The sequence below is a fragment of the Azospirillum sp. RU38E genome, from assembly GCF_900188385.1.
Taxonomy (GTDB): Bacteria; Pseudomonadota; Alphaproteobacteria; order Azospirillales; family Azospirillaceae; genus Niveispirillum.
Genome location: NZ_FZOI01000001.1, coordinates 1,177,412 through 1,196,636 on the forward strand (window position 1 = coordinate 1,177,412; position 19,225 = coordinate 1,196,636).

19 protein-coding genes are annotated in these 19,225 nt (G+C 62.4%); 12 read left to right on the forward strand and 7 right to left on the reverse strand.

Annotated features, from left to right (window positions below):
* Positions 1 to 57: 57 nt before the first annotated feature.
* From CHB97_RS05100 to CHB97_RS05155, 12 genes are all read left to right on the forward strand, one after another.
* Entirely contained in the window at positions 58 to 840 is a 783-nt protein-coding gene (locus tag CHB97_RS05100; protein ID WP_089286796.1) for a YdcF family protein, read from the forward strand.
* Between the two features lie 96 nt (positions 841 to 936).
* Positions 937 to 1,944 (forward strand): lytic transglycosylase domain-containing protein, encoded by a 1,008-nt coding sequence (locus tag CHB97_RS05105; RefSeq protein WP_244559390.1) that lies wholly within the window; start codon positions 937 to 939, stop codon positions 1,942 to 1,944.
* 43 nt (positions 1,945 to 1,987) lie between these two features.
* Complete coding sequence (locus tag CHB97_RS05110) at positions 1,988 to 2,965, forward strand: septal ring lytic transglycosylase RlpA family protein (protein ID WP_089286798.1); 978 nt, start codon at positions 1,988 to 1,990, stop codon at positions 2,963 to 2,965.
* Positions 2,966 to 3,251: 286 nt separating this feature from the next.
* Entirely contained in the window at positions 3,252 to 4,454 is a 1,203-nt protein-coding gene (locus CHB97_RS05115) for a D-alanyl-D-alanine carboxypeptidase family protein (protein WP_089286799.1), read from the forward strand.
* A 1-nt stretch (position 4,455) separates the two neighbouring features.
* The gene (gene tmk, locus CHB97_RS05120) at positions 4,456 to 5,094 is read left to right on the forward strand and encodes a dTMP kinase (protein WP_089286800.1); all 639 of its coding nucleotides are present in this window, start codon (positions 4,456 to 4,458) and stop codon (positions 5,092 to 5,094) included.
* The gene (locus tag CHB97_RS05125) at positions 5,091 to 6,212 is read left to right on the forward strand and encodes a DNA polymerase III subunit delta' (protein ID WP_089286801.1); all 1,122 of its coding nucleotides are present in this window, start codon (positions 5,091 to 5,093) and stop codon (positions 6,210 to 6,212) included. Before tmk ends, CHB97_RS05125 begins: the two co-directional genes overlap by 4 nt.
* 39 nt (positions 6,213 to 6,251) lie before the next feature.
* A complete protein-coding gene (metG, locus tag CHB97_RS05130; RefSeq protein ID WP_089286802.1) occupies positions 6,252 to 7,811 on the forward strand; it encodes a methionine--tRNA ligase in 1,560 nt (519 codons plus the stop codon).
* Positions 7,811 to 8,611 carry a TatD family hydrolase gene (locus CHB97_RS05135; RefSeq protein ID WP_089286803.1) on the forward strand — a complete coding sequence of 267 codons (801 nt, stop codon included), beginning with the start codon at positions 7,811 to 7,813 and terminating at the stop codon, positions 8,609 to 8,611. Before metG ends, CHB97_RS05135 begins: the two co-directional genes overlap by 1 nt.
* A 23-nt stretch (positions 8,612 to 8,634) precedes the next feature.
* Complete coding sequence (locus CHB97_RS05140; protein ID WP_089286804.1) at positions 8,635 to 9,408, forward strand: MBL fold metallo-hydrolase; 774 nt, start codon at positions 8,635 to 8,637, stop codon at positions 9,406 to 9,408.
* Between the two features lie 26 nt (positions 9,409 to 9,434).
* The gene (locus CHB97_RS05145) at positions 9,435 to 10,472 is read left to right on the forward strand and encodes an oxidoreductase (RefSeq protein ID WP_089286805.1); all 1,038 of its coding nucleotides are present in this window, start codon (positions 9,435 to 9,437) and stop codon (positions 10,470 to 10,472) included.
* A 162-nt stretch (positions 10,473 to 10,634) separates the two neighbouring features.
* Positions 10,635 to 11,450, forward strand: a complete 816-nt coding sequence (gene mazG, locus CHB97_RS05150; protein ID WP_089286806.1) for a nucleoside triphosphate pyrophosphohydrolase — start codon at positions 10,635 to 10,637, stop codon at positions 11,448 to 11,450.
* 25 nt (positions 11,451 to 11,475) lie between these two features.
* Positions 11,476 to 12,258, forward strand: a complete 783-nt coding sequence (locus tag CHB97_RS05155; RefSeq protein WP_089286807.1) for an SDR family NAD(P)-dependent oxidoreductase — start codon at positions 11,476 to 11,478, stop codon at positions 12,256 to 12,258.
* Positions 12,259 to 12,301: 43 nt separating this feature from the next.
* On the opposite strand, the gene CHB97_RS05160 is transcribed toward CHB97_RS05155, so the two are convergent.
* The 7 genes from CHB97_RS05160 to CHB97_RS05190 form a co-directional block, all read right to left on the reverse strand.
* A complete protein-coding gene (locus CHB97_RS05160) occupies positions 12,302 to 13,129 on the reverse strand; it encodes an inositol monophosphatase family protein (RefSeq protein WP_089286808.1) in 828 nt (275 codons plus the stop codon).
* Positions 13,117 to 14,496 carry a GTPase HflX gene (gene hflX, locus CHB97_RS05165; protein ID WP_089286809.1) on the reverse strand — a complete coding sequence of 460 codons (1,380 nt, stop codon included), beginning with the start codon at positions 14,494 to 14,496 and terminating at the stop codon, positions 13,117 to 13,119. Before hflX ends, CHB97_RS05160 begins: the two co-directional genes overlap by 13 nt.
* Positions 14,483 to 14,734, reverse strand: a complete 252-nt coding sequence (hfq, locus tag CHB97_RS05170) for an RNA chaperone Hfq (protein WP_029014379.1) — start codon at positions 14,732 to 14,734, stop codon at positions 14,483 to 14,485. The genes hflX and hfq overlap by 14 nt, the downstream gene beginning before the upstream one ends.
* Before the next feature lie 84 nt (positions 14,735 to 14,818).
* Positions 14,819 to 15,541, reverse strand: a complete 723-nt coding sequence (locus CHB97_RS05175; protein WP_244559391.1) for an HAD family hydrolase — start codon at positions 15,539 to 15,541, stop codon at positions 14,819 to 14,821.
* Positions 15,538 to 16,410, reverse strand: a complete 873-nt coding sequence (locus CHB97_RS05180) for a D-amino-acid transaminase (RefSeq protein WP_089286811.1) — start codon at positions 16,408 to 16,410, stop codon at positions 15,538 to 15,540. The genes CHB97_RS05175 and CHB97_RS05180 overlap by 4 nt, the downstream gene beginning before the upstream one ends.
* Positions 16,411 to 16,449: 39 nt before the next feature.
* Positions 16,450 to 17,826 (reverse strand): Trk system potassium transporter TrkA, encoded by a 1,377-nt coding sequence (gene trkA, locus CHB97_RS05185; RefSeq protein ID WP_089286812.1) that lies wholly within the window; start codon positions 17,824 to 17,826, stop codon positions 16,450 to 16,452.
* Between the two features lie 4 nt (positions 17,827 to 17,830).
* On the reverse strand, positions 17,831 to 19,219 hold the full coding sequence (locus CHB97_RS05190) for a sigma-54 dependent transcriptional regulator (protein WP_089286813.1): 1,389 nt from the start codon (positions 19,217 to 19,219) through the stop codon (positions 17,831 to 17,833).
* Positions 19,220 to 19,225: the final 6 nt, after the last annotated feature.

Below are 19,225 nucleotides of genomic sequence, written 5' to 3' on the forward strand. Positions count from 1 at the left end.
TTTGGCAGCGGTGCGGTATGGGCACGGATCATCTGAAAGCAGGGAAGGGCATTGGCGATGGGATTTGAGCTGGGGAAACTGCTGGCGGCATTGACGGCACCGGGCAATATCATCGGCTTGCTGGCCTTGGCCGGCTTTCTGCTGATGCTGGCCGGGCGGGCGCTGGGACGGTGGCTTCTGGCCCTGGCGGCGCTGTTGCTGACCCTGATCATGGTCACGCCCTTGGCAACCTGGGTGCTGCTGCCCCTGGAACAGCGCTTCCCGGCCCCCGTCACCCCGCCGAGCGGAATCGATGCCATCATCGTGCTGGGGGGGGCCGTCGGCCCCATCGGCTCAATGGAGCATGGCGCCCCCCAGCTGAACCAGGAGGCGGAGCGGCTGACGGTGGTACCGGGGCTGATGCGGCATTATCCGGATATTCCGGTGATTTTCAGTGGCGGCAGTGGCGACCCACGCGAACCCGACGCGCGGGAAGCCCCGGTGGCCGCCGCCCTGCTGGCCGATTTAGGCGTGGATATGGACCGGGTGCGGCTGGAAGGAACCTCCCGTAATACCTGGGAAAATGCCGTCAACAGCCAACTATTGGTGCCGCCGGGTGGCCGCGTGCTGCTGGTCACCTCCGCCGCCCACATGCCGCGGTCCGTGGGCATTTTCCGTAAGGTGGGCATCGATGTCGTGCCCTACCCGGTCAGCTATGGGGCCAACCGGTCGGAACGATGGCGCTTCGGCTTGAACCTGTCCGATAATCTGTCGATGCTGGAACGTGCGGCCTATGAATATCGCGGCTTGATCGTCTATTGGCTGTCCGGCCGTACCTCTGCCCTGTTCCCGGCCCCCTGACCGTCTTACCCCCTCTTGGCCCCTTGTGCTCTGGTTGCTTTTGCGTGCAGCCGCGTGCCAAAACAGAGGGCCGACGGCAGAATGGGAGCCAGCGCCTTGACCGACAGCATATCCACGCGCCGCACCGGACGGGCCGCCGCATGGCTGCTCGCACTTGGCCTTTCGCTGTTGCCGGTGGTCGGCAAGGCGACGCCAGCGGTGGATTTCCCGCAATGGCTGGAAACGCTGCGGCAGGAGGCGGTGACCAAAGGCATCTCTGCCCCTACCCTTGAGCTGGCACTGACCGGGATTGCCCCGATTCCCCGCATCCTGGAACTGGATGCCAAACAGCCGGAACGGACCATCAGCTTTGATACCTATCTATCCCGCACGGTGACAAAGCAGCGGATCGCCAAGGCCCGCGAACTTTACCGCACCCATCATGCCCTGCTGGAGAAGGTGGGGCGGCAATACGGCGTGCAACCCCGCTTCATCGTGGCGCTGTGGGGGATGGAGACGGATTTCGGCCGCAATATGGGCGGCTTCAAGGTGGTCGATGCCCTGGCGACCCTGGCCTATGATGGCAGGCGCAGCGCCTATTTCCGCAAGGAATTGCTGGAGGCGCTGCAGATCATCGATGAGGGCCATATCACGGCCGACCGGATGCTGGGTTCCTGGGCCGGTGCCATGGGGCAGAGCCAGTTCATGCCCAGCAGCTTTCTGCGCTATGCCCAGGATTTCAATGGCGATGGCCGGCGCGACATCTGGGGCACGCCGGCCGATGTCTTTGCGTCTGCCGCCAATTATCTCTCCAAAGTCGGCTGGCGGATGGATCAGACTTGGGGGCGGGAGGTGAAATTGCCGAAAGGCAATGCCGCTGCCGGCTGGACCGGATTCGATAAGGCGCAGCCCCTGTCCGTCTGGGCCAAGCGCGGTGTGCGACAGATGAATGGTAAACCGCTGCCGGCAGCCTCCCTTTCCGCGTCCCTGGTGCTGCCCGACGGCCCCGGCGGCAAGGCCTATCTTGTCTATGAGAATTATCGCACCATCATGGACTGGAACCGCTCGACTTATTTCGCAACAGCGGTGGGAATTCTCGCCGACCATATTGGCGCGGGCGTTTGACTTGATGTAGTGTGCCGCCACAATCGGTTGGGGACAGAGCGGCATGTCGCGGGCAAATGTGGTAAAATGGGTGTTGTTTAGCGTGACGATGGCCGGCCTTTCGGCCTGCGCCTCCAAGCCGCCGCCCACCGCACCCCAGCAGGCAGGTGCCCCCGCCTCATCTGCCAGCCCGACGCCGGGCGGCACCTATAAGGTTGGCACCCCCTATCAGATCGAAGGGGTCTGGTATTATCCGCAGGTCGATTACAGCTATAACCAGACCGGCATTGCCAGCTGGTATGGCCCCGGTTTCCATACCAAGGCCACCGCCAATGGCGAGGCCTATAATGAGAATGAGCTGACGGCGGCCCACCAGACGCTGCCGATGCCCAGCTTGGTGCGCGTGACCAATCTGGAAAATGGCCGTTCCATCGTAGTGCGCATCAATGATCGCGGTCCCTTCGTGCCCGGCCGCATCATCGATATGTCGCGCCGTGGCGCCCAGTTGCTGGGGTTTGACCAGAAGGGCACCGCCAAGGTGCGGGTGGAGATTCTGGCCGAAGAAAGCCGCGCCATCGCGGCGGCGGCGATGAATGCCGGTGGCACCCAGGTGGCCGGTTCCCCCGATGGCGGCCCGGTGCCGCAGGCCGCCCCCCGGCCCAAGGTGACGGTGGAAGGCGCCCCCCTGCCGCCGCCGAAGCCGACCCCGTCACGCAATGTCGCCCCGCCGGTCACCGTGGCCGGCAGCACCACGGATGACGGCCGCTTCATGCCGGCCCCCGTGGTGGAACAGAAGCCGGTGCCGCCGGGGCCGCAGCGCATCTATGTGCAGGCGGGCTCCTTCACCATCTATGATAATGCCAACAAGCTGCGGGCGCGCTTGAACTCCATCTCCCCCACCAACATCTCGTCGGCGATGGTGGGCGATACGCAGTTCTTCCGCGTCCGCGTCGGCCCGTTCGAGAATGTTGACCGGGCCGATCAGGTGCTGGCCCAGGTGCTGCAGACCGGCACCAATGGTGCGCGCATCATCGTCGATTAAGCGGTAACCCCAAGGGTCATGCCTAATGACCCTTGGAGGCCAGCGACCGCGGGCCCATGCCCGCGCAAGCCAAGGCGGCGGATGCCGCCGCCCGGCGCTTGAGGGAACTTGTAATGACCAGGAGCCATGATCCATGGCTCCTGGTATCGGCAGGCGCGACGCTTGTATCCACTCCTGCGGCGTTCTAGGGGTGGCATTCACCGTGTTGTGCCGTCATTATGCCGGTACCGGGCGCATGAAGCGCCCCCGGTGTCGCTTTACGCAGACAAAGGGTTAGCGGAATACCATGGAATTTCGGTTCGCACGTCGGATGAAGGGCGCTGTCCGCCGGGTGGCGGTGGCCTTCCTGTTCACCGCCGCAGCCACGCCGGCAATGGCGGCCAGCCTGGACACAATCGCCCGGGAGGCGATTCTGCTGGACGCAGATACAGGCACAGTCCTGTTTGAGAAAAATGCCGACGAGCAGATGCCAACCTCCTCCATGTCCAAGGTCGCCACGGCCTACATGGTATTCGAACGGCTGAAAGAAGGCCGGATGAAGCTGGACGACACGCTGCCGGTGTCGGAACGCGCCTGGAAGGTCCAGGGCTCCAAGATGTTCGTGGAGCTGGGCAACAGCATCAAGGTCGAAGACCTGATCCGCGGCATGATCATCCAGTCCGGCAATGATGCCTGCGTGGTGCTGGCCGAGGGCTTGTCCGGGACGGAGCAGGCCTTCGCCACCGCCATGAACAAGCGGATGAAGGAACTGGGCATGAACAACACCAACCTGACGAACGCATCAGGTTGGCCGGACCCAGATCATCATTCCACCGCGCGTGACCTTTCCACCTTGGCTGTCCGGCTGATCCGGGACTTCCCCGAATATTTCCATTATTATTCGGAACAGGAATTCACCTATCACGGCATCAAGCAGGGCAACCGCAATCCGCTGCTCTATCGCAATATGGGGGTGGACGGCATGAAGACCGGCCATACCGATATTGCCGGCTATGGCCTGATCGCCACCGGCAAGCGTAATGAGCGCCGGCTTGTCCTGGTGGTGAATGGCCTGCCCAACATGCAGGCCCGCGCCGATGAAAGCGCCCGCCTGCTGGAATGGGGCTGGCGCGAATTTGACAATTACACCCTGTTCAAGGCAGGGGAGGTGGTGGACAACCTGCCCGTCTGGCTGGGGCAGGCGGAAACCGTGCCGCTGACCGTGCAGAGCCAGATGAAAATCACCCTGACCCATGAACAGCGCCGCCTGATGAAGGTGACGCTGGTGGCCGATGCGCCGGTGGCGGCACCCGTGGCCAAGGGCACCAAGCTGGCCACCCTGAAGGTGACGGCACCAGATTTCCCGACGCTGGAGGTGCCGCTGGTGGCGGCGGCCGATGTGGAACGTCTGGGCCTGTTCGGTCGTGTGGCCGCTGCCGCCTCCCATATGCTGTTCGGGCCGGCCAAGCCCGCCGCCGCGCCGGCGGCGGAACCGGCAAAGGCCCCGTAACATGGCTGAACGCGGCCGCTTCATCACCCTGGAAGGCGGCGAAGGGGCAGGCAAATCCACCCAGATCCGCCTGCTGGCCGAGGCGTTGCGCGTCGATGGCCGGCAGGTGGTGACCACCCGTGAACCCGGCGGTTCACCGGGGGCGGAGGCCATCCGCAACCTGCTGGTCAATGGCGATGTTGGCCGCTGGCTGCCGGTCAGCGAAGCTTTGCTGCTGTCTGCCGCCCGCTATGACCATGTGCAACGGACCATTCTGCCGGCATTGGAGCATGGGCAATGGGTGCTGTGCGACCGCTTCGCCGACAGCACCAGTGCCTATCAGGGCGATGGGCATGGGCTGGACAAGGCGTTGCTGGCACAGTTGCGGGGGATTGCGGTCGGGGAGACCCAGCCCGACCTGACCCTGATTCTGGATATTGATCCCGCCATCGGTCTTGCCCGTGCCGCCGCCCGCAATGGCGGGGAGGACCGGTACGAGCAGATGAAGCTGGATTTCCATCGGCGTCTGCGCGCGGGATATCTCGCCATCGCAGCGGCCGAGCCGGAACGCTGCGCCATCATCGACGCTGCCCAAGGCATTGATGCTATCCAGGCCGCCATCCGCCAGACCGTGCGGGACCGGCTGGGGGGCCTGCGGTGAGCGCGGAAACCCCGTTCGACGCGGAGACCTATCATCCGCGTCGCAATACCCATCTGGAAGGCCATTCCGCTGCCCAGGCCTTGTTGCTGGAAAGCTGGAATTCCGGTCGGATGCATCATGCTTGGCTGATCGGCGGGCCGCCGGGTGTCGGCAAGGCGACGCTGGCCTATCGTATGGCCCGTTTCGTGCTGGTCAAGGGTTTGCCGGGGGAAGCGGATGGCGGCCTGTTCGGCCCGCCGCCCACGCCCACCAGCCTGAATGTCGATCCAGAGCACCCGGCCTGTCGCCGGATCGCCGCCAGCGGTCATGCCGACCTGCTGACCATTCAGCGGACCTGGGACGAAAAGCGTAAACGCTATAAGCGCGACCTGCCGGTGGATGAGGTACGCAAGATCGCCCCCTTCCTGCACCTGACCTCCGCAGAAGGGGGATGGCGCGTGGTGATCGTGGATGGCGCTGACCAGTTGAACACCAGCGGCCAGAACGCCATCCTGAAAATTCTGGAAGAACCGCCGCCCAAGACTTTGATCCTGCTGGTGGCGGATAATGTCGGCGCCATGCTGCCGACCATCCGGTCGCGCACCCGCAAGCTGATGCTGGAGCCGCTGAGCGAGGCGCAGGTGAAAAGCCTGCTGTTCCGCTATCAGCCTGATATGGCCGATGGTGACCGCACAGCCCTTGCCCGCTTGGGTGAAGGCTCGGTGGGCAAGGCGCTGGAGTTGCATCATGCCGGCGGCATGGATCTTTACAAGGCCATGCTGGGCGTGTTCGACACGCTGCCCCGGCTGGATATTCTGGGTGCCTATGCCTTCATTGATGCCGTGCTGCGCGGCAATGATGAGGCAAGCTGGGCCGCCATTTCCGAACTGATCGGCTGGTGGCTGGGGCGTATCGCGCGTGCCGCCGCGCGCGGCACCATCCCGCCGGAGGTGGTGCCGGGGGAAGCGGCCCTTGTCCACCGCCTGATGCAGGGGAGCCTTCGGGCCGGGCGCCTTGATCGCTGGGTGGAGGTGTGGGAGAACACCAACCATCTGTTCAGCAAGGCGGATCATGCCAGCCTGGATCGGCGTCAGACCCTGATGGGCGTCTTGATGCAGATCGAAGCAGCATCCGCCTGAAAAACGTTTCCGATTTGCCGTTTTTTGCGGAGAAGCACCATGTCCGGGCGCGCGCCTTATTACATCACGACGCCGATCTATTACGTGAACGACGCCCCGCATGTCGGCCACGCCTACACGACGATCGCTTGCGACGTGCTGGCCCGCTTCAAGCGGCTGGACGGGTTTGATGTGAAATTCCTCACCGGCACCGACGAACATGGGCAGAAGGTGCAAAAATCGGCGGAGAATTTCGGCACCACGCCGCTGGCCCTGGCCGACAAGAATTCCCAGAATTTCCGCGATCTGGCGGCCCTGCTGAATATCAGCAACACCGATTTCATCCGCACCACCGAACCGCGCCACATCAAGGCCGTGCAGGCTGTGTGGCAGAAGCTGCTGGATAATGGTGACATCTATCTGGGCAGCTATAAGGGCTGGTACTCCGTCCGTGACGAGGCCTATTACGGCGAGGATGAGCTGACGGAGCGCAATGGCCAGCGCTTCGCCCCCACCGGCGCCCCGGTGGAATGGGTGGAAGAGCCGAGCTATTTCTTCAAGCTGGCGTCCTATGGCGAAAAGCTGCTGAAGCTTTATGAGGAACAGCCGGATTTCATCATGCCGTCGGGCAAGCGGTCGGAAGTGATCAGCTTCGTCAAGACTGGCCTGCGCGACCTCTCGGTCAGCCGCACCACCTTCGACTGGGGGGTGAAGGTGCCGGGCGATGAAAAACATGTTATGTATGTCTGGCTGGATGCGCTGGTGAATTACATCACCGCCATCGGCTATCCGGAAACCGGCGAGGGCACGGATTTCGCCCGATATTGGCCGGCCGACCTGCATATGGTGGGCAAGGATATTCTGCGTTTCCACACCGTCTATTGGCCGGCCTTCCTGATGGCGGCCGGCCTGCCGCTGCCGCGCCGCGTGTTCGCCCATGGCTGGTGGACGGTGGAAGGCGAGAAAATGTCCAAGTCGCTGGGCAATGTGGTGAAGCCGCAGGAACTGCTGGATACCTATGGCCTGGACCAGACCCGCTATTTCCTGCTGCGCGAAATCCCCTTCGGCAATGATGGTGATTTCTCCAAGCGTGCCATGGTGCAGCGGATCAATGGCGAATTGGCCAATGATTACGGGAACCTGTGCCAGCGCGTTCTCTCCATGATCCAGAAATACCATGAAGGCAAGGTGCCCCAGCCTGACGCGCTGACAGAGGCGGATAACACCCTGCTGGGTGCTGCTGCCGGTATGCTGGATAGCGTGCGGGCAGAACTGAACAACCAGGCCTTCAACAAGGCGCTGGATGCCATCTGGCGCGTGGTGGGCGATGCCAACCGCTATGTCGATGAAATGGCACCCTGGACCCTGCGCAAGACCGATCAGGTCCGCCTGGGCACCGTGCTCTATAATCTGGCCGATGTGATCCGCCAGTTGGCGATCATGACCCAGCCCTTCATGCCGGGCAGCAGCGCCCGCATTCTGGATCAACTGGTGATCCCGGCCGATCAGCGTGGCTTCGGCGATCTGCTGACCGCCAAGCTGGTGCCCGGTACGCCGCTGCCCGCCCCGCAGCCGGCCTTCCCGCGCTATGTGGCGCCGGAGGCGGAGGAGACCAAGTGATGCTGGTTGACAGCCATTGCCATCTGGATTTCCCGGATTTCGCGCCGGAGCGCGATGCCGTGGTGCAGCGCGCCCGCGATGCCGGCGTGGGTTTGATGCTTTCCATCTGCACCCATGTCAGCAAATTCGGGCAAGTGCTTGATGTTGCTCAATCCTATCCCGATGTTTATTGCACCTTGGGCATCCATCCGCATCAGGCGGCGGAGGAATTTTCCCTTTGCGACGTTGAAAAACTGATCGAACTGGCCAGGGAAAATCCCAAGGTTGTCGGCATCGGTGAAACCGGCCTGGATTATTTCTACGATAAGAGCCCGCGCGACATTCAGCAGGAAGCGTTCCGCCGCCATATCCGGGTGTGCCTGGAAACCGACCTGCCGATCATCGTCCATACCCGCGATGCGGATGAGGACACGATCCGCATCCTGCGGGAAGAGGGGCAGGGGCGGCTGCGCGGGTTGCTGCATTGCTTCAGCTCCGGCCGGCAACTGGCTGAAGAAGCTCTGGAATTGGGCTTCTATATCTCCCTATCCGGCATCGTAACCTTCAAGAAGTCGGAGGATTTGCGCGCCATTGCCGCCGATGTGCCACTGGATCGCATTCTGGTGGAAACCGATGCGCCCTATTTGGCGCCGGTGCCGATGCGTGGCAAGCGGAACGAGCCGGCCTTCGTTGCCCACACCGCCCGCCATGTGGCGGAGGTGAAGGGCGTTACTGAGGCCGAACTGGCACGGGTGACGACGGCGAACTTCCAGCGCCTGTTCACCAAGGTGCCCGCCGCCGCCCTGTCGCTTGCGGCGTGACGGCGGGGGAAAAAGGGGCGGCCATGCGTGTCACCATTCTGGGCTGCGGTGGCTCTTCCGGTGTGCCGTTGATCGGCAATGTCTGGGGCAAGGCCGATCCGGCCAACCCGCGCAATCGCCGCCGCCGCCCCTCCATCCTGGTGGAGAATGCGTCCACCGCCATTCTGGTCGATACCGGACCGGATTTGCGCGAACAGTTGGTGGATGCCGGGGTGCAGCATCTGGATGGCGTGCTTTATACCCATGCCCATGCCGACCATGCCCATGGCATTGATGATCTGCGGGCCATCAACTGGCTGACCGGCAAAGCGCTGGATGTTCATGCCGATGCCGACACGCTGGCCATCCTGACAAAGCGGTTCGATTATTGTTTCAAGCCATTGCCGCCCGGCGGCAATATCTATGCCCGACCCGTGCTGACACCGCACATCATCAATGAACCGTTCCGTGTTGGTTCCATTGATATTATTCCCTTCGTGCAGGATCATGGTCACTCGAATAGTCTGGGATTTCGCTTCGGCCGCATTGCCTATTCCACCGATGTGGTGCGGTTGAGCGATGAGGCGTTCGAGATTCTGGAAGGGGTGGATACCTGGATCGTGGATTGTGTGCGGCTGGAACCGCCACACCCGGTTCACGCCCATTGGGACATCACGCGCGCCTGGATTGAGCGGTTGCGGCCCCGGCGCGCCATCCTCACCCATATGAACCATATGATGGATTATGACACGCTGTGTGACCTGTTGCCCGACGGTGTGGAACCCGCCTATGATGGCATGGTGGTCGAGGTCATCTGAGCCTTAGATCAAGGGGATATCCGGCAATGTTAAAGGTCGCTCTTATCGGCTATGGCTATGCGGGACAGACCTTTCATGCCCCTTTGATTGCAGCCACGCCCGGGCTTGAACTGGCAGCTATTGTCTCCAGCAATGCGGAGAAGGTGAGGGGGCATTTGCCCGATGTGCGGCTGTTGCCGACGCCGGACATGGCCTTTGACGCCGCCGACATTGACCTGATCGTCATCGCCACGCCCAACGATACCCATGCCGACCTTGCCGGCCGGGCCCTGGCCGCTGGCAAGCATGTGGTGGTCGACAAGCCGTTCACCGTGGAACTGGACGATGCGAAACGGCTGGCCGTCCAGGCTAAACAATGTGGTCGGATTTTATCTATTTTCCATAATCGCCGCTGGGACGGTGATTTTCTTACCTTAAAGCGATTGATCAATGCCGGGGAACTGGGCCGCGTCACCCAGTTTGAAAGCCACTTTGACCGCTTCCGTCCGGCAGTGCGCGACCGCTGGCGGGAAAAGCCGGGGCCCGGTGCCGGCCTCTGGTACGATCTGGGACCGCATGTGATCGATCAGGCGCTCTGCCTGTTCGGGCCACCGCAATCAATCTATGCCGATATCGGCACCCAACGCAGCGGCGACGGGGCGCCGGATTATTTCCACGCGCTGCTGTGCTATGCTGATGGTTTGCGGATAATCCTGCATGGTTCCATGCTGACACCGGCCAGCGGCCTGCGCTTCGCCGTCCATGGCGACAAGGCCAGCTTCATCAGCTATGGGCTGGACAGCCAGGAGGACGCGCTGAAGGCCGGCCAGCAGCCGGGCGGTGATGGCTGGGGTGCGGCGTATCAGCCGCCATCCATCACCAGCGTTGCCGAGGATGGCAGCCTGTCGAACCGGACGGTCAGCGCCGAACGCGGCAATTATCTGCGGTATTTCGCAAAGCTGCGGGACGCCATTCTGCATGGTGCGGACAATCCCGTTCGGCCCGAAGAAGCCATTCAGGTGATGGAACTCATTGAGAATGGTCAGCGGGCCGCTGACCAGAAGCGGGAAATTTCCCTGAGCTGAACGGGTTTTATGCCGCGCCGCTATCTTTAATTTCCATAATCTTACTTATCGCGTATTAAGAATATTTTCTTATTTTGGTATTTTTACCTATTTCCTGCTGCTGGAATGACCGCCTGCAACGGGCTAAGGTCCAAACCGCCGTCAACGACCGGAACCTGATCCATGTCCGATAATCTTTCCCGCTTGCTGGATATCATGGCGAAATTGCGTGATCCCAATGGTGGGTGCCCGTGGGATTTGGAGCAGGATTTCGCCACCATCGCCCCCCACACGATTGAAGAAGCCTATGAGGTGGCGGACGCTATCCAGTCCGGCGACATGATGGCGGTGAAGGATGAGTTGGGCGACCTGCTGTTTCAGAGCGTTTTTTATGCCCAGATGGGCAAGGAACGCGGCCTGTTCGATTTTGACGCCATTGCCGGCCACATCGCCGACAAGATGATCCGCCGCCACCCCCATGTTTTCGGCGAGGTGAATGTGGCGACGGCGGATGATCAGGTCCGCCATTGGGAGGAATTGAAGGCGCGGGAACGCGCCGAAAAGGCCGCCGCCAGTGGCAAGCCGCCCTCTGCGCTCGACGGGGTGATTGCCGGCCTGCCCGCCCTGACCCGTGCGATAAAGCTGCAAAAGCGTGCCGCCCGTGTCGGGTTCGACTGGACCCGCGCCGAGGAAATCCTGGACAAGATCGAGGAGGAAATCGGCGAATTGCGGGTGGAGATCACGGCCGCCACCCCGACCAAGGAACGGATGCAGGATGAATTGGGCGATCTGCTGTTCGCCCTGGTCAATCTCGCCCGCCGCCTGGATATCGACCCAGAAACCGCCTTGCGCGGCACCAATGCCAAGTTTGACCGTCGCTTCCGGCAGGTGGAAGCCGGCCTTGCCGCCCAGGGCCGCAGCCCGGAAGGGGCCAGTCTGGAAGAGATGGAAGCCCTGTGGGTGGAGGCCAAGCGCCGTGAACGCCCGGATAACGCCTGAACGCTTGAAGGAACGAGGAAACGCCATGAACCACCCTGCCCCCGCCCACCGGCCCAATATCGTGCTGATTACCGGTGCCACTGGTGAGTTTGGTGCCGCCTTTGCCCGCCGTTTCGCCGCCATCGGCTCCAAATTGATCCTGACGGCCCGCAAGCCGGAAAAGCTGCGTCCCCTGCTGGATACGCTGGATGTGCCGGTGCATGTGCTGGAACTGGATGTGCGGGACCGCAAGACGGTTGAAGCGGCGTTGGCCGCCCTGCCCGCCGAATTCAAGGATATCGATCTGCTGATCAATAATGCTGGGCTGGCCCTGGGTGCCGAGCCCGCGCATAAGGCCAATCTGGATGATTGGGAAGTGATGATCGATACCAACGACAAGGCGCTGGCCATCATCACCGGACTGGTCCTGCCCGGCATGGTGGAACGGGGGCGCGGCCATGTCATCAATATCAGCTCGATCGCCGGCAGCTACCCTTATCCCGGCGGCCATGTCTATTGCGCGTCAAAGGCTTTCGTCACGCAGTTCAGTCTGGCCCTGAAGGCCGATCTGATCGGCACGGGCGTGCGCGTCACCTCCATCGAACCCGGCATGGTGGAAACCAGCTTCAGCCTGGTGCGCTTCAAGGGGGATGCGGAACGGGCCGCCAAGGTCTATGCCGACACGGTGCCGCTGATGGCTGAAGATGTCGCTGAATCAGTTTATTGGGCGGCAACCTTACCGGCACATTTCAATGTCAACCGGCTGGAGATCATGCCCACCACCCAGGGACCGGGCGTTTTGGCCGTGCATCGCACGCCAAAGCCTTGAGCCTGATGAAAGAACAGCGCGGGCCTGATCGCCCGCGCTGAATTTAAATTTCAGGAAAAATGAAATCGCGCAGGCCGGTCCAGGTGACAAGATCGGGTGCCATCAGCAACCCACCATCCACGTCGGCGGCGCGATAGGGTGTGCCGTCGAATTTGGCGACATGGCCGCCCGCTTCCGCATAGGCCAGGGTGCCGGCGGCATGGTCCCATGGCATGATGCGGTTATACATGGCGAACTGGCCGATACCGGTCAGCAGGTTCAGATAATCATGCGCCGCGCAGAACAGCCGATAGGTATCGGCGAAATGCGGGCGCAGCTTATCCAGCCGCTGGCGCTCCTCCGGCGGAAAGAACTTGGTGGACAGTGAGCCCTGCATCTGCGGGATCGGCGCTGCCGGCTTGGCCGTCAAACGCTGACCCGCCATCCAGGCGCCCTCTCCCACCTCCACCATCGCCATCCGGTCGCCCACCGGATCGTAAATCCAGCCGGCCTTCGCCTGTCCACCTTGGGACAGGGCCAGCAACAGGCCGAACACCGGCTTGCCATGGGCGAAATTATGGGTGCCATCCACCGGATCGATGATCCAGGCCGGCTCTGCGGCATGGGCCAGATGCCGCACCAGGGCGGGGTCGGCGGCGCACGCCTCCTCCCCCACCACGATGGAACCGGGCAGCAGGTCGCGCAACCGTGCCGTCAGCACCCTTTCGGATGCCTCATCCGCCACCGTTACCAGATCGCCAGGGTTCTTTTCCCGGATGTCGCTGGATTGCAGGTTGCGGAAACGCGGCATGATTTCCGTGGCCGCGACATCCCGCAGGATGGCGGCCACGGCATCCATATCGACGCGGGCATGGGCCGTCAGGGAAGCCATGGCTGCCGCCCCTCCTGCCTGGCTTCCCGTGCAGAGACCTGACCGGGGCCAAGCTGCGCCTTGTAGGGGAAGCGCCCCTCAAACCGGGCTAGATCAGCCGGCTCCAGCCCGACGCGCAGGCGGATATGCTCATCCTGATCGTCACGTTCCAGCACCTCGCCCTTTTCATAGAGCCAAGCCATGGCGGCGCCATCGTCTGGCGGCAGAACAAAATCCACCACCTCCCGCCCGGCCACCATGCGGCGGTCGATGGCGTTGAACAGCGTGTCGATGCCATCGCCGGTCAGGGCTGAAATGGCGATACCGCCGGTACGCCGGGCCTGCCGCAACAGGGTGGATTGATCCTCCTCCCCCAGCCGGTCCAGCTTGTTCAGCACCTCCATCACCCGCTCGTCGCTCTCCGCCTCAATCCCCATATCGCGCAGCACCGCTTCCACATCGGCCTTCTGCGCCCCCGTATCGGGATGCGACACGTCGCGGACATGCAGGATGATGTCGGCGGCCATCACCTCTTCCAAAGTGGCGCGAAACGCCTCCACCAGACCATGCGGCAGGTCGGAGATGAAGCCCACCGTGTCGGACAGGATGATCTTGCGGTTCGATGGCAGGGTGATCGACCGCATGGTCGGGTCCAGCGTGGCGAACAGCAGATCCTTGGCAAACACATCCGCCCCGGCCATGCGGTTGAACAGGGTACTTTTGCCGGCATTGGTATAACCGACCAGCGCCACCACCGGATAAGGCACCTTTTCGCGCGCCTTGCGGTGCAGGCCACGGGTGCGGCGCACCTCGTCCAGTTCCGCCTTCAGCTTGACGATGCGGTCGCTGATCAACCGGCGGTCCATTTCGATCTGGCTTTCACCGGGACCACCCAGGAAGCCGAAACCGCCGCGCTGGCGTTCCAGGTGGGTCCAGGAGCGGACAAGGCGGGACCGCTGATAGGTCAGCGCTGCCAGTTCCACCTGAAGCTGACCTTCACGGGTGCGGGCGCGTTTGCCGAAAATTTCCAGGATCAGGCCAGTGCGGTCGATGACCTTGGCCTTCCAGTCCCGTTCCAGATTGCGCTGCTGGATGGGTGTCAGGGCATGGTTGACGATGACAAGGCCGATCTCTTCCGCCTCAATCGCCGCCCCCACCTCTTCCACCGCACCGCTGCCGAACAGGGTGGCCGGTCGCGGGCGCATCGTGCGTACGATGCGCGACGCGGCAACCTCCACCTCAATGGCGGCGGCGAGGCCCACGGCCTCTTCCAGGCAGGATTCAGGTTCACGGGCACCATTGCGGTCCTCTGGCAGGACCGGGTGCAGAACGAAGGCGCGGGTGGAAGACCCGCGCGCTTCGAGGTTACCCAACTCAGTCGTGGTCATTCTCCTTCGCCGGCGGGTCGAACAGTTGAATCGGATGCGCCGGCATCACGGTCGAGATGGCGTGCTTGTAAACCAGCTGGGAATGCGCGTCACGCCGCAACAGGACCGAAAAATTGTCGAACCAGGTGATGATGCCCTGCAGCTTCACACCGTTGACCAGGAATACGGTCACCGGGGTCTTGCTTTTACGGACATGGTTGAGGAAGACGTCCTGAACGTTTTGGGATTTTTCAGACATTGGAGCAGCCTCGCTTATGCTCAGTTTATTGGGGCACCCTGGTGGGTACCCGACTACATCGACATGATGCCAGTGTCCGGCAGTTTACCGGTCCATCCCAGCATCGGCAGATATGGTATCATCAAATGTAATAACCAAGGATGAAATAGCCGCACAGCTATCCAGCCTTAACGCAGGGGGAAAATGCCGCAACCCCTCCCCCCCTGCCGGCGTATGGCCGACCAGAATGGGGGTGCAGCCGGTGCGGTGGGCGCATTCCATATCCACATCCGCATCGCCGATGAACCAGACATCCGGCCCCGGTTCGATGCCCGTGCCGGCCAGCGCCATGGTCACCGGGGCCGGATCGGGTTTGTCAGCGGCGGCATCGTTCGCCCCCACCAGGGCGGCGGTGAAGTAACCGGTCCAGCCCAGAACCTCCGCCTCCCGCCGCAGGAACCGGCCGGTTTTGTTGCTGACCACGCCCAGCACCACGCCCCTTTGCTGCAGCAGCACCAGCAATTCCGCCGCACCGGGCAGCACATCCAGATAATCCAGATGATGCTTCTCGAAATGAGCATAGAAAATATCGCGGGCGCGCGGCCACTCTTCCCCAAAGATCAGCGGAAAACTGTCGCGCAGGCTGTGCCGCACCCGTTCATAACTTTCCTCCAGCGTCCAGAGTGGCAGGCCGAAATCAGCCAGGGCCGCATTGATGGAGGCATGGATACAGCGCCAATTGGTGACCAATGTATTGTCCCAATCGAACAGAACGGCGCGCGGCAGCCGGGTCGGGGCCGGCGGCGGGGTGATCATATCGCTCATCATTGCCCCTTCAGCAGCGGGTCGGCCGCCCCGACATGATCCAGATAGGCTCGGCGGATACGCAGCGTCAGCGGGCCGGGCGTTCCATCGCCCACCGGCTGACCGTCAATCTGCACCACCGGCAGGGCGAAGGTGCCGGCGCTGGACATGAAGGCCTCTTTGGCGGCCAGCGCCTCAGTCACGGTAAAGGGCCGTTCTTCGAAAGTGATACCTTGGGCACGGGCACATTCCAGAATCGACAAACGGGTAATGCCGTTCAGGATGGCGTTGCTCGGCGGCCTTGTCACCAACACGCCTTCTTGCGTGACGATCCAGGCGTTGGATGAACAGCCCTCGGTGACGAATCCCTGTTCATCCACCTGCCAGCCCTCATAGGCGCCGGCTTCGAACGCCTTTTGCTTGCCCAAGGCCTGGGGCAGCAGGGAAACGGATTTGATATCCCGGCGCTGCCAGCGGATATCCGGCAGGGTGATGACGGCAACACCCTTTTCCAAGGCTGCCGGCGACTGGAAACCGGCGCGACGGCAGGTCAGCACCAGCGTCGGCACGGGTTCCTTGGGAAATTTGAAATCGCGTGGGGCCGGTCCGCGCGTGATCTGTATATAGAGTGTGGCATTGCGCAGCTTATTGCGCCGCACCAACTCCCGCATGATGAAGCGCAGGCTGCCCGGCTTCACCGGCCAGGGAATGGATAATTCCCGAAGCGAGCGCTCCAGCCGCAGCATATGGCCTTCCTCATCGGCGAATTTGCCACCGATGATGGTAATGACCTCATAGACGCCATCGGCGAACTGAAAGCCGCGATCCTCTACATGGACATGCGCCTGGTCATGCGGGAGGTAGCGGCCATTGACATAAGCGAAGCGGGGCATGATTTCCCGTTAAAGTGATTTCTTGGGATTGCCAGAAGATTAAAAGAATTCAAGCCTTACGGCGAACATCTTCTCAACCTTCTTCACCTGTCCAACCTCCGCCAGGATAATCACCCGGTCGTTCGGTTTGATGACGGTAGAGGGGCGCGGAATAATCACCTCCTGCCCGCGCACAATGGCGCCGACAATGATGCCGGCCGGCATCTTGATATCCTTCAGCGGCATATTGATCAGGGTGGAGGTTTCCAGCGCCTCCGCCTCGATCACCTCAGCGAAATTCTCCCGCAGGGCGTGGACAGCCTTGATACGGCCGCGCCGCACATGTTGCAGGATCGATGAAACGGTGATGGAGCGCGGGCTGACCACCGCGTCAATGCCCAGCGGCTGCACCAGCGGCTGGAAGGTCGTCTTGTTGATCAGGGTGATGGCGCGCTGGCAGCCATGGCGCTTGGCCAGCAGGCTGGCCAGGATATTGCCTTCGTCACTGTTGGAGACGGCGACGATGGTTTCCGATGCGCTGATATTGGCCTCTTCCAGAATGGCCGGGTCCAGCCCGTCGCCATGCAGCACCATGGTGCGGCCCAGTTTCTGGGCCACCTGGGTGGCCCGGCGGCGGTCGATTTCAATGATGCGGGCGGAAACACCGGGGTGTTTGGCCTCAATTTCTTCCGCCAGACAGAGGCCGATATTCCCACCACCGACAATCACCACCCGTCGCGCCTCCCGCTCCTCATGGCCGAAGGCGGCCATGGCGCGGGACACATGCTTGGTATCGGCGACGAAATAAACCTCGTCACCGGCCAGCATCTGGTCATTGCCACCGGGGATGAATTGCTGGTCACCCCGGATGATGGCCACCACCTCAATGGACAGGTCGGGGAACAGGCCGGTCAACTGGCGCAGCGGCGTATTGATGATCGGGCAGTTCTGCGAACAGACCACCCCGATTACCCGCACCAGCCCATCGGCCAGCGGGATCATGTCAAAGGCACCCGGCACTTGCAGGCGACGGGACACGGCGCGCGCCACCTCAATCTCAGGGGAGATAATGACATCGATGGGCAGATGCCCCCGCGAAAACAGGTCGGCCCAGATCGGCTGCAGATAGGATTGGTGGCGGATGCGGGCAATCTTGGTCGGTACGTTGAACAGGCTGGCCGCCACCTGGCAGGCGACCATATTCACCTCATCCGCCAGGGTGACGGCGATGATCATGTCGGCATCCGCCGCCCCTGCCGCCTCCAGCACATTGGGGTGGGAAGCGAAGCCCACCATCGCCTGCACTTCCAACTGGTCGCTGATCTTCTGGATCAGTTCCTGCGACTGGTCGATGACCGTGACATGGTTGCCCTCTGATGCCAGATAGCGGGCAATGTTGGACCCAACCTGACCGGCGCCGCAGACAATGACCTTCATGGGCTTACTCCACGATCAGTTTGGAACCATGGACGCCCAGCGATTTCAGCTTGCGGTGCAGGGCTGACCGCTCCATGCCGACAAAGCTGGCGGTGCGGGAGATGTTACCACCGAAGCGTGTCACCTGGGCCAACAGATATTCGCGTTCAAAGACTTCACGCGCCTCCCGCAGCGGCAGGCCCATGATCTCCCCGCCCTTCTCCCATTTCAGCACCGTCGGCGTGATGGCGCCGATTTCCGGCGGCAGCATATCGGCGCGGATCGGTTCCGAGGCATCGCCGGACGCCATGATCAGCAACCATTCCACCGTATTGCGCAACTGGCGCACATTGCCCGGCCAGTCATAGGCCTGAAGTGCTGCCATGGCATCCTCGCCAAAGACGCGAATGGGCAGGCCGGCGGATTCCGACGTGCGCTGCATGAAATGGCGGGCCAGCAGGGGGATATCCTCCCGCCGTTCCCGCAGGGCCGGCATTTTCAGCGGCACGACGGACAGACGGTAGAACAGATCCTGCCGGAAGCGACCCTGTTCAATTTCCGCCGTCAGGTCGCGGTTGGTGCTGGCGATGACGCGGACATCCACCTCCACCCGGGAGGTGCCGCCCACCCGCTCGAACGTCTGTTCCTGCAGCACCCGCACGATCTTGCCCTGGGTTTCCAGCGGCATGTCGGCCACTTCATCCAGATAGAGCGTGCCGCCATGGGCCTGTTCAAAGGTACCCACCTTGCGCCCGCCGCCCTCGCTGGCATGTTCGGTGCCGAACAGCTCCACCTCCAGCCGGTCGGGCCGCATGGTGGCGCAGTTCAGCGCCACGAACGGCCCATCGGCCCGGCGCGACCGGGCGTGCAGCATCCGGGCGGCCACTTCCTTGCCGCTGCCCGGCGGGCCGGAAACCAGCACCCGGCTGCCGGTGGGGGCCACCTTTTCAATGGAATGGCGCATCTGGTTGATCGGCAGCGACCGGCCGATCAGGTCCAGTTCCACGCCTGTGCGCAGGCGCAGTTCCCGGTTTTCTCGCTTCAGCCGGGCCGCCTCGATGGCACGTTCCACCAGCAGCAACAGCCGGTCAGCCTTGAACGGCTTTTCGATGAAATCATAGGCGCCGGATTTGATGGCCGAGACCGCCGTTTCAATATTGCCATGGCCGGAAATCATCACCACCGGCACATCCGGATGGTCACGTTTCAGTTCCGCCAGGATCTGCAGGCCATCCAGCCGGCTGCCCTGCAGCCAGATATCCAGGATCACTAGGCTGGGGCGGCGCTGTGCCACGGCGGCCAGGGCCTGATCGGCATCCGCCGCTTCGCGGGTGCCCATGCCTTCATCCTCCAGGATGCCGGCAATCAGCATCCGGATATCGGCTTCATCATCGACGATAAGAATGTCGTGCATTTTTCC

Excerpts from the sequence above, each read along its gene's own strand:
- CHB97_RS05100 (WP_089286796.1), top strand. The coding sequence starts at position 58 with ATGGGATTTGAGCTGGGGAAACTGCTGGCGGCATTGACGGCACCGGGC.
- CHB97_RS05110 (WP_089286798.1), top strand. The coding sequence starts at position 1,988 with ATGTCGCGGGCAAATGTGGTAAAATGGGTGTTGTTTAGCGTGACGATG.
- CHB97_RS05115 (WP_089286799.1), top strand. The coding sequence starts at position 3,252 with ATGGAATTTCGGTTCGCACGTCGGATGAAGGGCGCTGTCCGCCGGGTG.
- tmk (WP_089286800.1), top strand. The coding sequence starts at position 4,456 with ATGGCTGAACGCGGCCGCTTCATCACCCTGGAAGGCGGCGAAGGGGCA.
- metG (WP_089286802.1), top strand. The coding sequence starts at position 6,252 with ATGTCCGGGCGCGCGCCTTATTACATCACGACGCCGATCTATTACGTG.
- CHB97_RS05135 (WP_089286803.1), top strand. The coding sequence starts at position 7,811 with ATGCTGGTTGACAGCCATTGCCATCTGGATTTCCCGGATTTCGCGCCG.
- CHB97_RS05140 (WP_089286804.1), top strand. The coding sequence starts at position 8,635 with ATGCGTGTCACCATTCTGGGCTGCGGTGGCTCTTCCGGTGTGCCGTTG.
- CHB97_RS05145 (WP_089286805.1), top strand. The coding sequence starts at position 9,435 with ATGTTAAAGGTCGCTCTTATCGGCTATGGCTATGCGGGACAGACCTTT.
- mazG (WP_089286806.1), top strand. The coding sequence starts at position 10,635 with ATGTCCGATAATCTTTCCCGCTTGCTGGATATCATGGCGAAATTGCGT.
- CHB97_RS05155 (WP_089286807.1), top strand. The coding sequence starts at position 11,476 with ATGAACCACCCTGCCCCCGCCCACCGGCCCAATATCGTGCTGATTACC.
- CHB97_RS05160 (WP_089286808.1), bottom strand. The coding sequence starts at position 13,129 with ATGGCTTCCCTGACGGCCCATGCCCGCGTCGATATGGATGCCGTGGCC.
- hflX (WP_089286809.1), bottom strand. The coding sequence starts at position 14,496 with ATGACCACGACTGAGTTGGGTAACCTCGAAGCGCGCGGGTCTTCCACC.
- hfq (WP_029014379.1), bottom strand. The coding sequence starts at position 14,734 with ATGTCTGAAAAATCCCAAAACGTTCAGGACGTCTTCCTCAACCATGTC.
- CHB97_RS05175 (WP_244559391.1), bottom strand. The coding sequence starts at position 15,541 with ATGATGAGCGATATGATCACCCCGCCGCCGGCCCCGACCCGGCTGCCG.
- CHB97_RS05180 (WP_089286811.1), bottom strand. The coding sequence starts at position 16,410 with ATGCCCCGCTTCGCTTATGTCAATGGCCGCTACCTCCCGCATGACCAG.
- trkA (WP_089286812.1), bottom strand. The coding sequence starts at position 17,826 with ATGAAGGTCATTGTCTGCGGCGCCGGTCAGGTTGGGTCCAACATTGCC.
- CHB97_RS05190 (WP_089286813.1), bottom strand. The coding sequence starts at position 19,219 with ATGCACGACATTCTTATCGTCGATGATGAAGCCGATATCCGGATGCTG.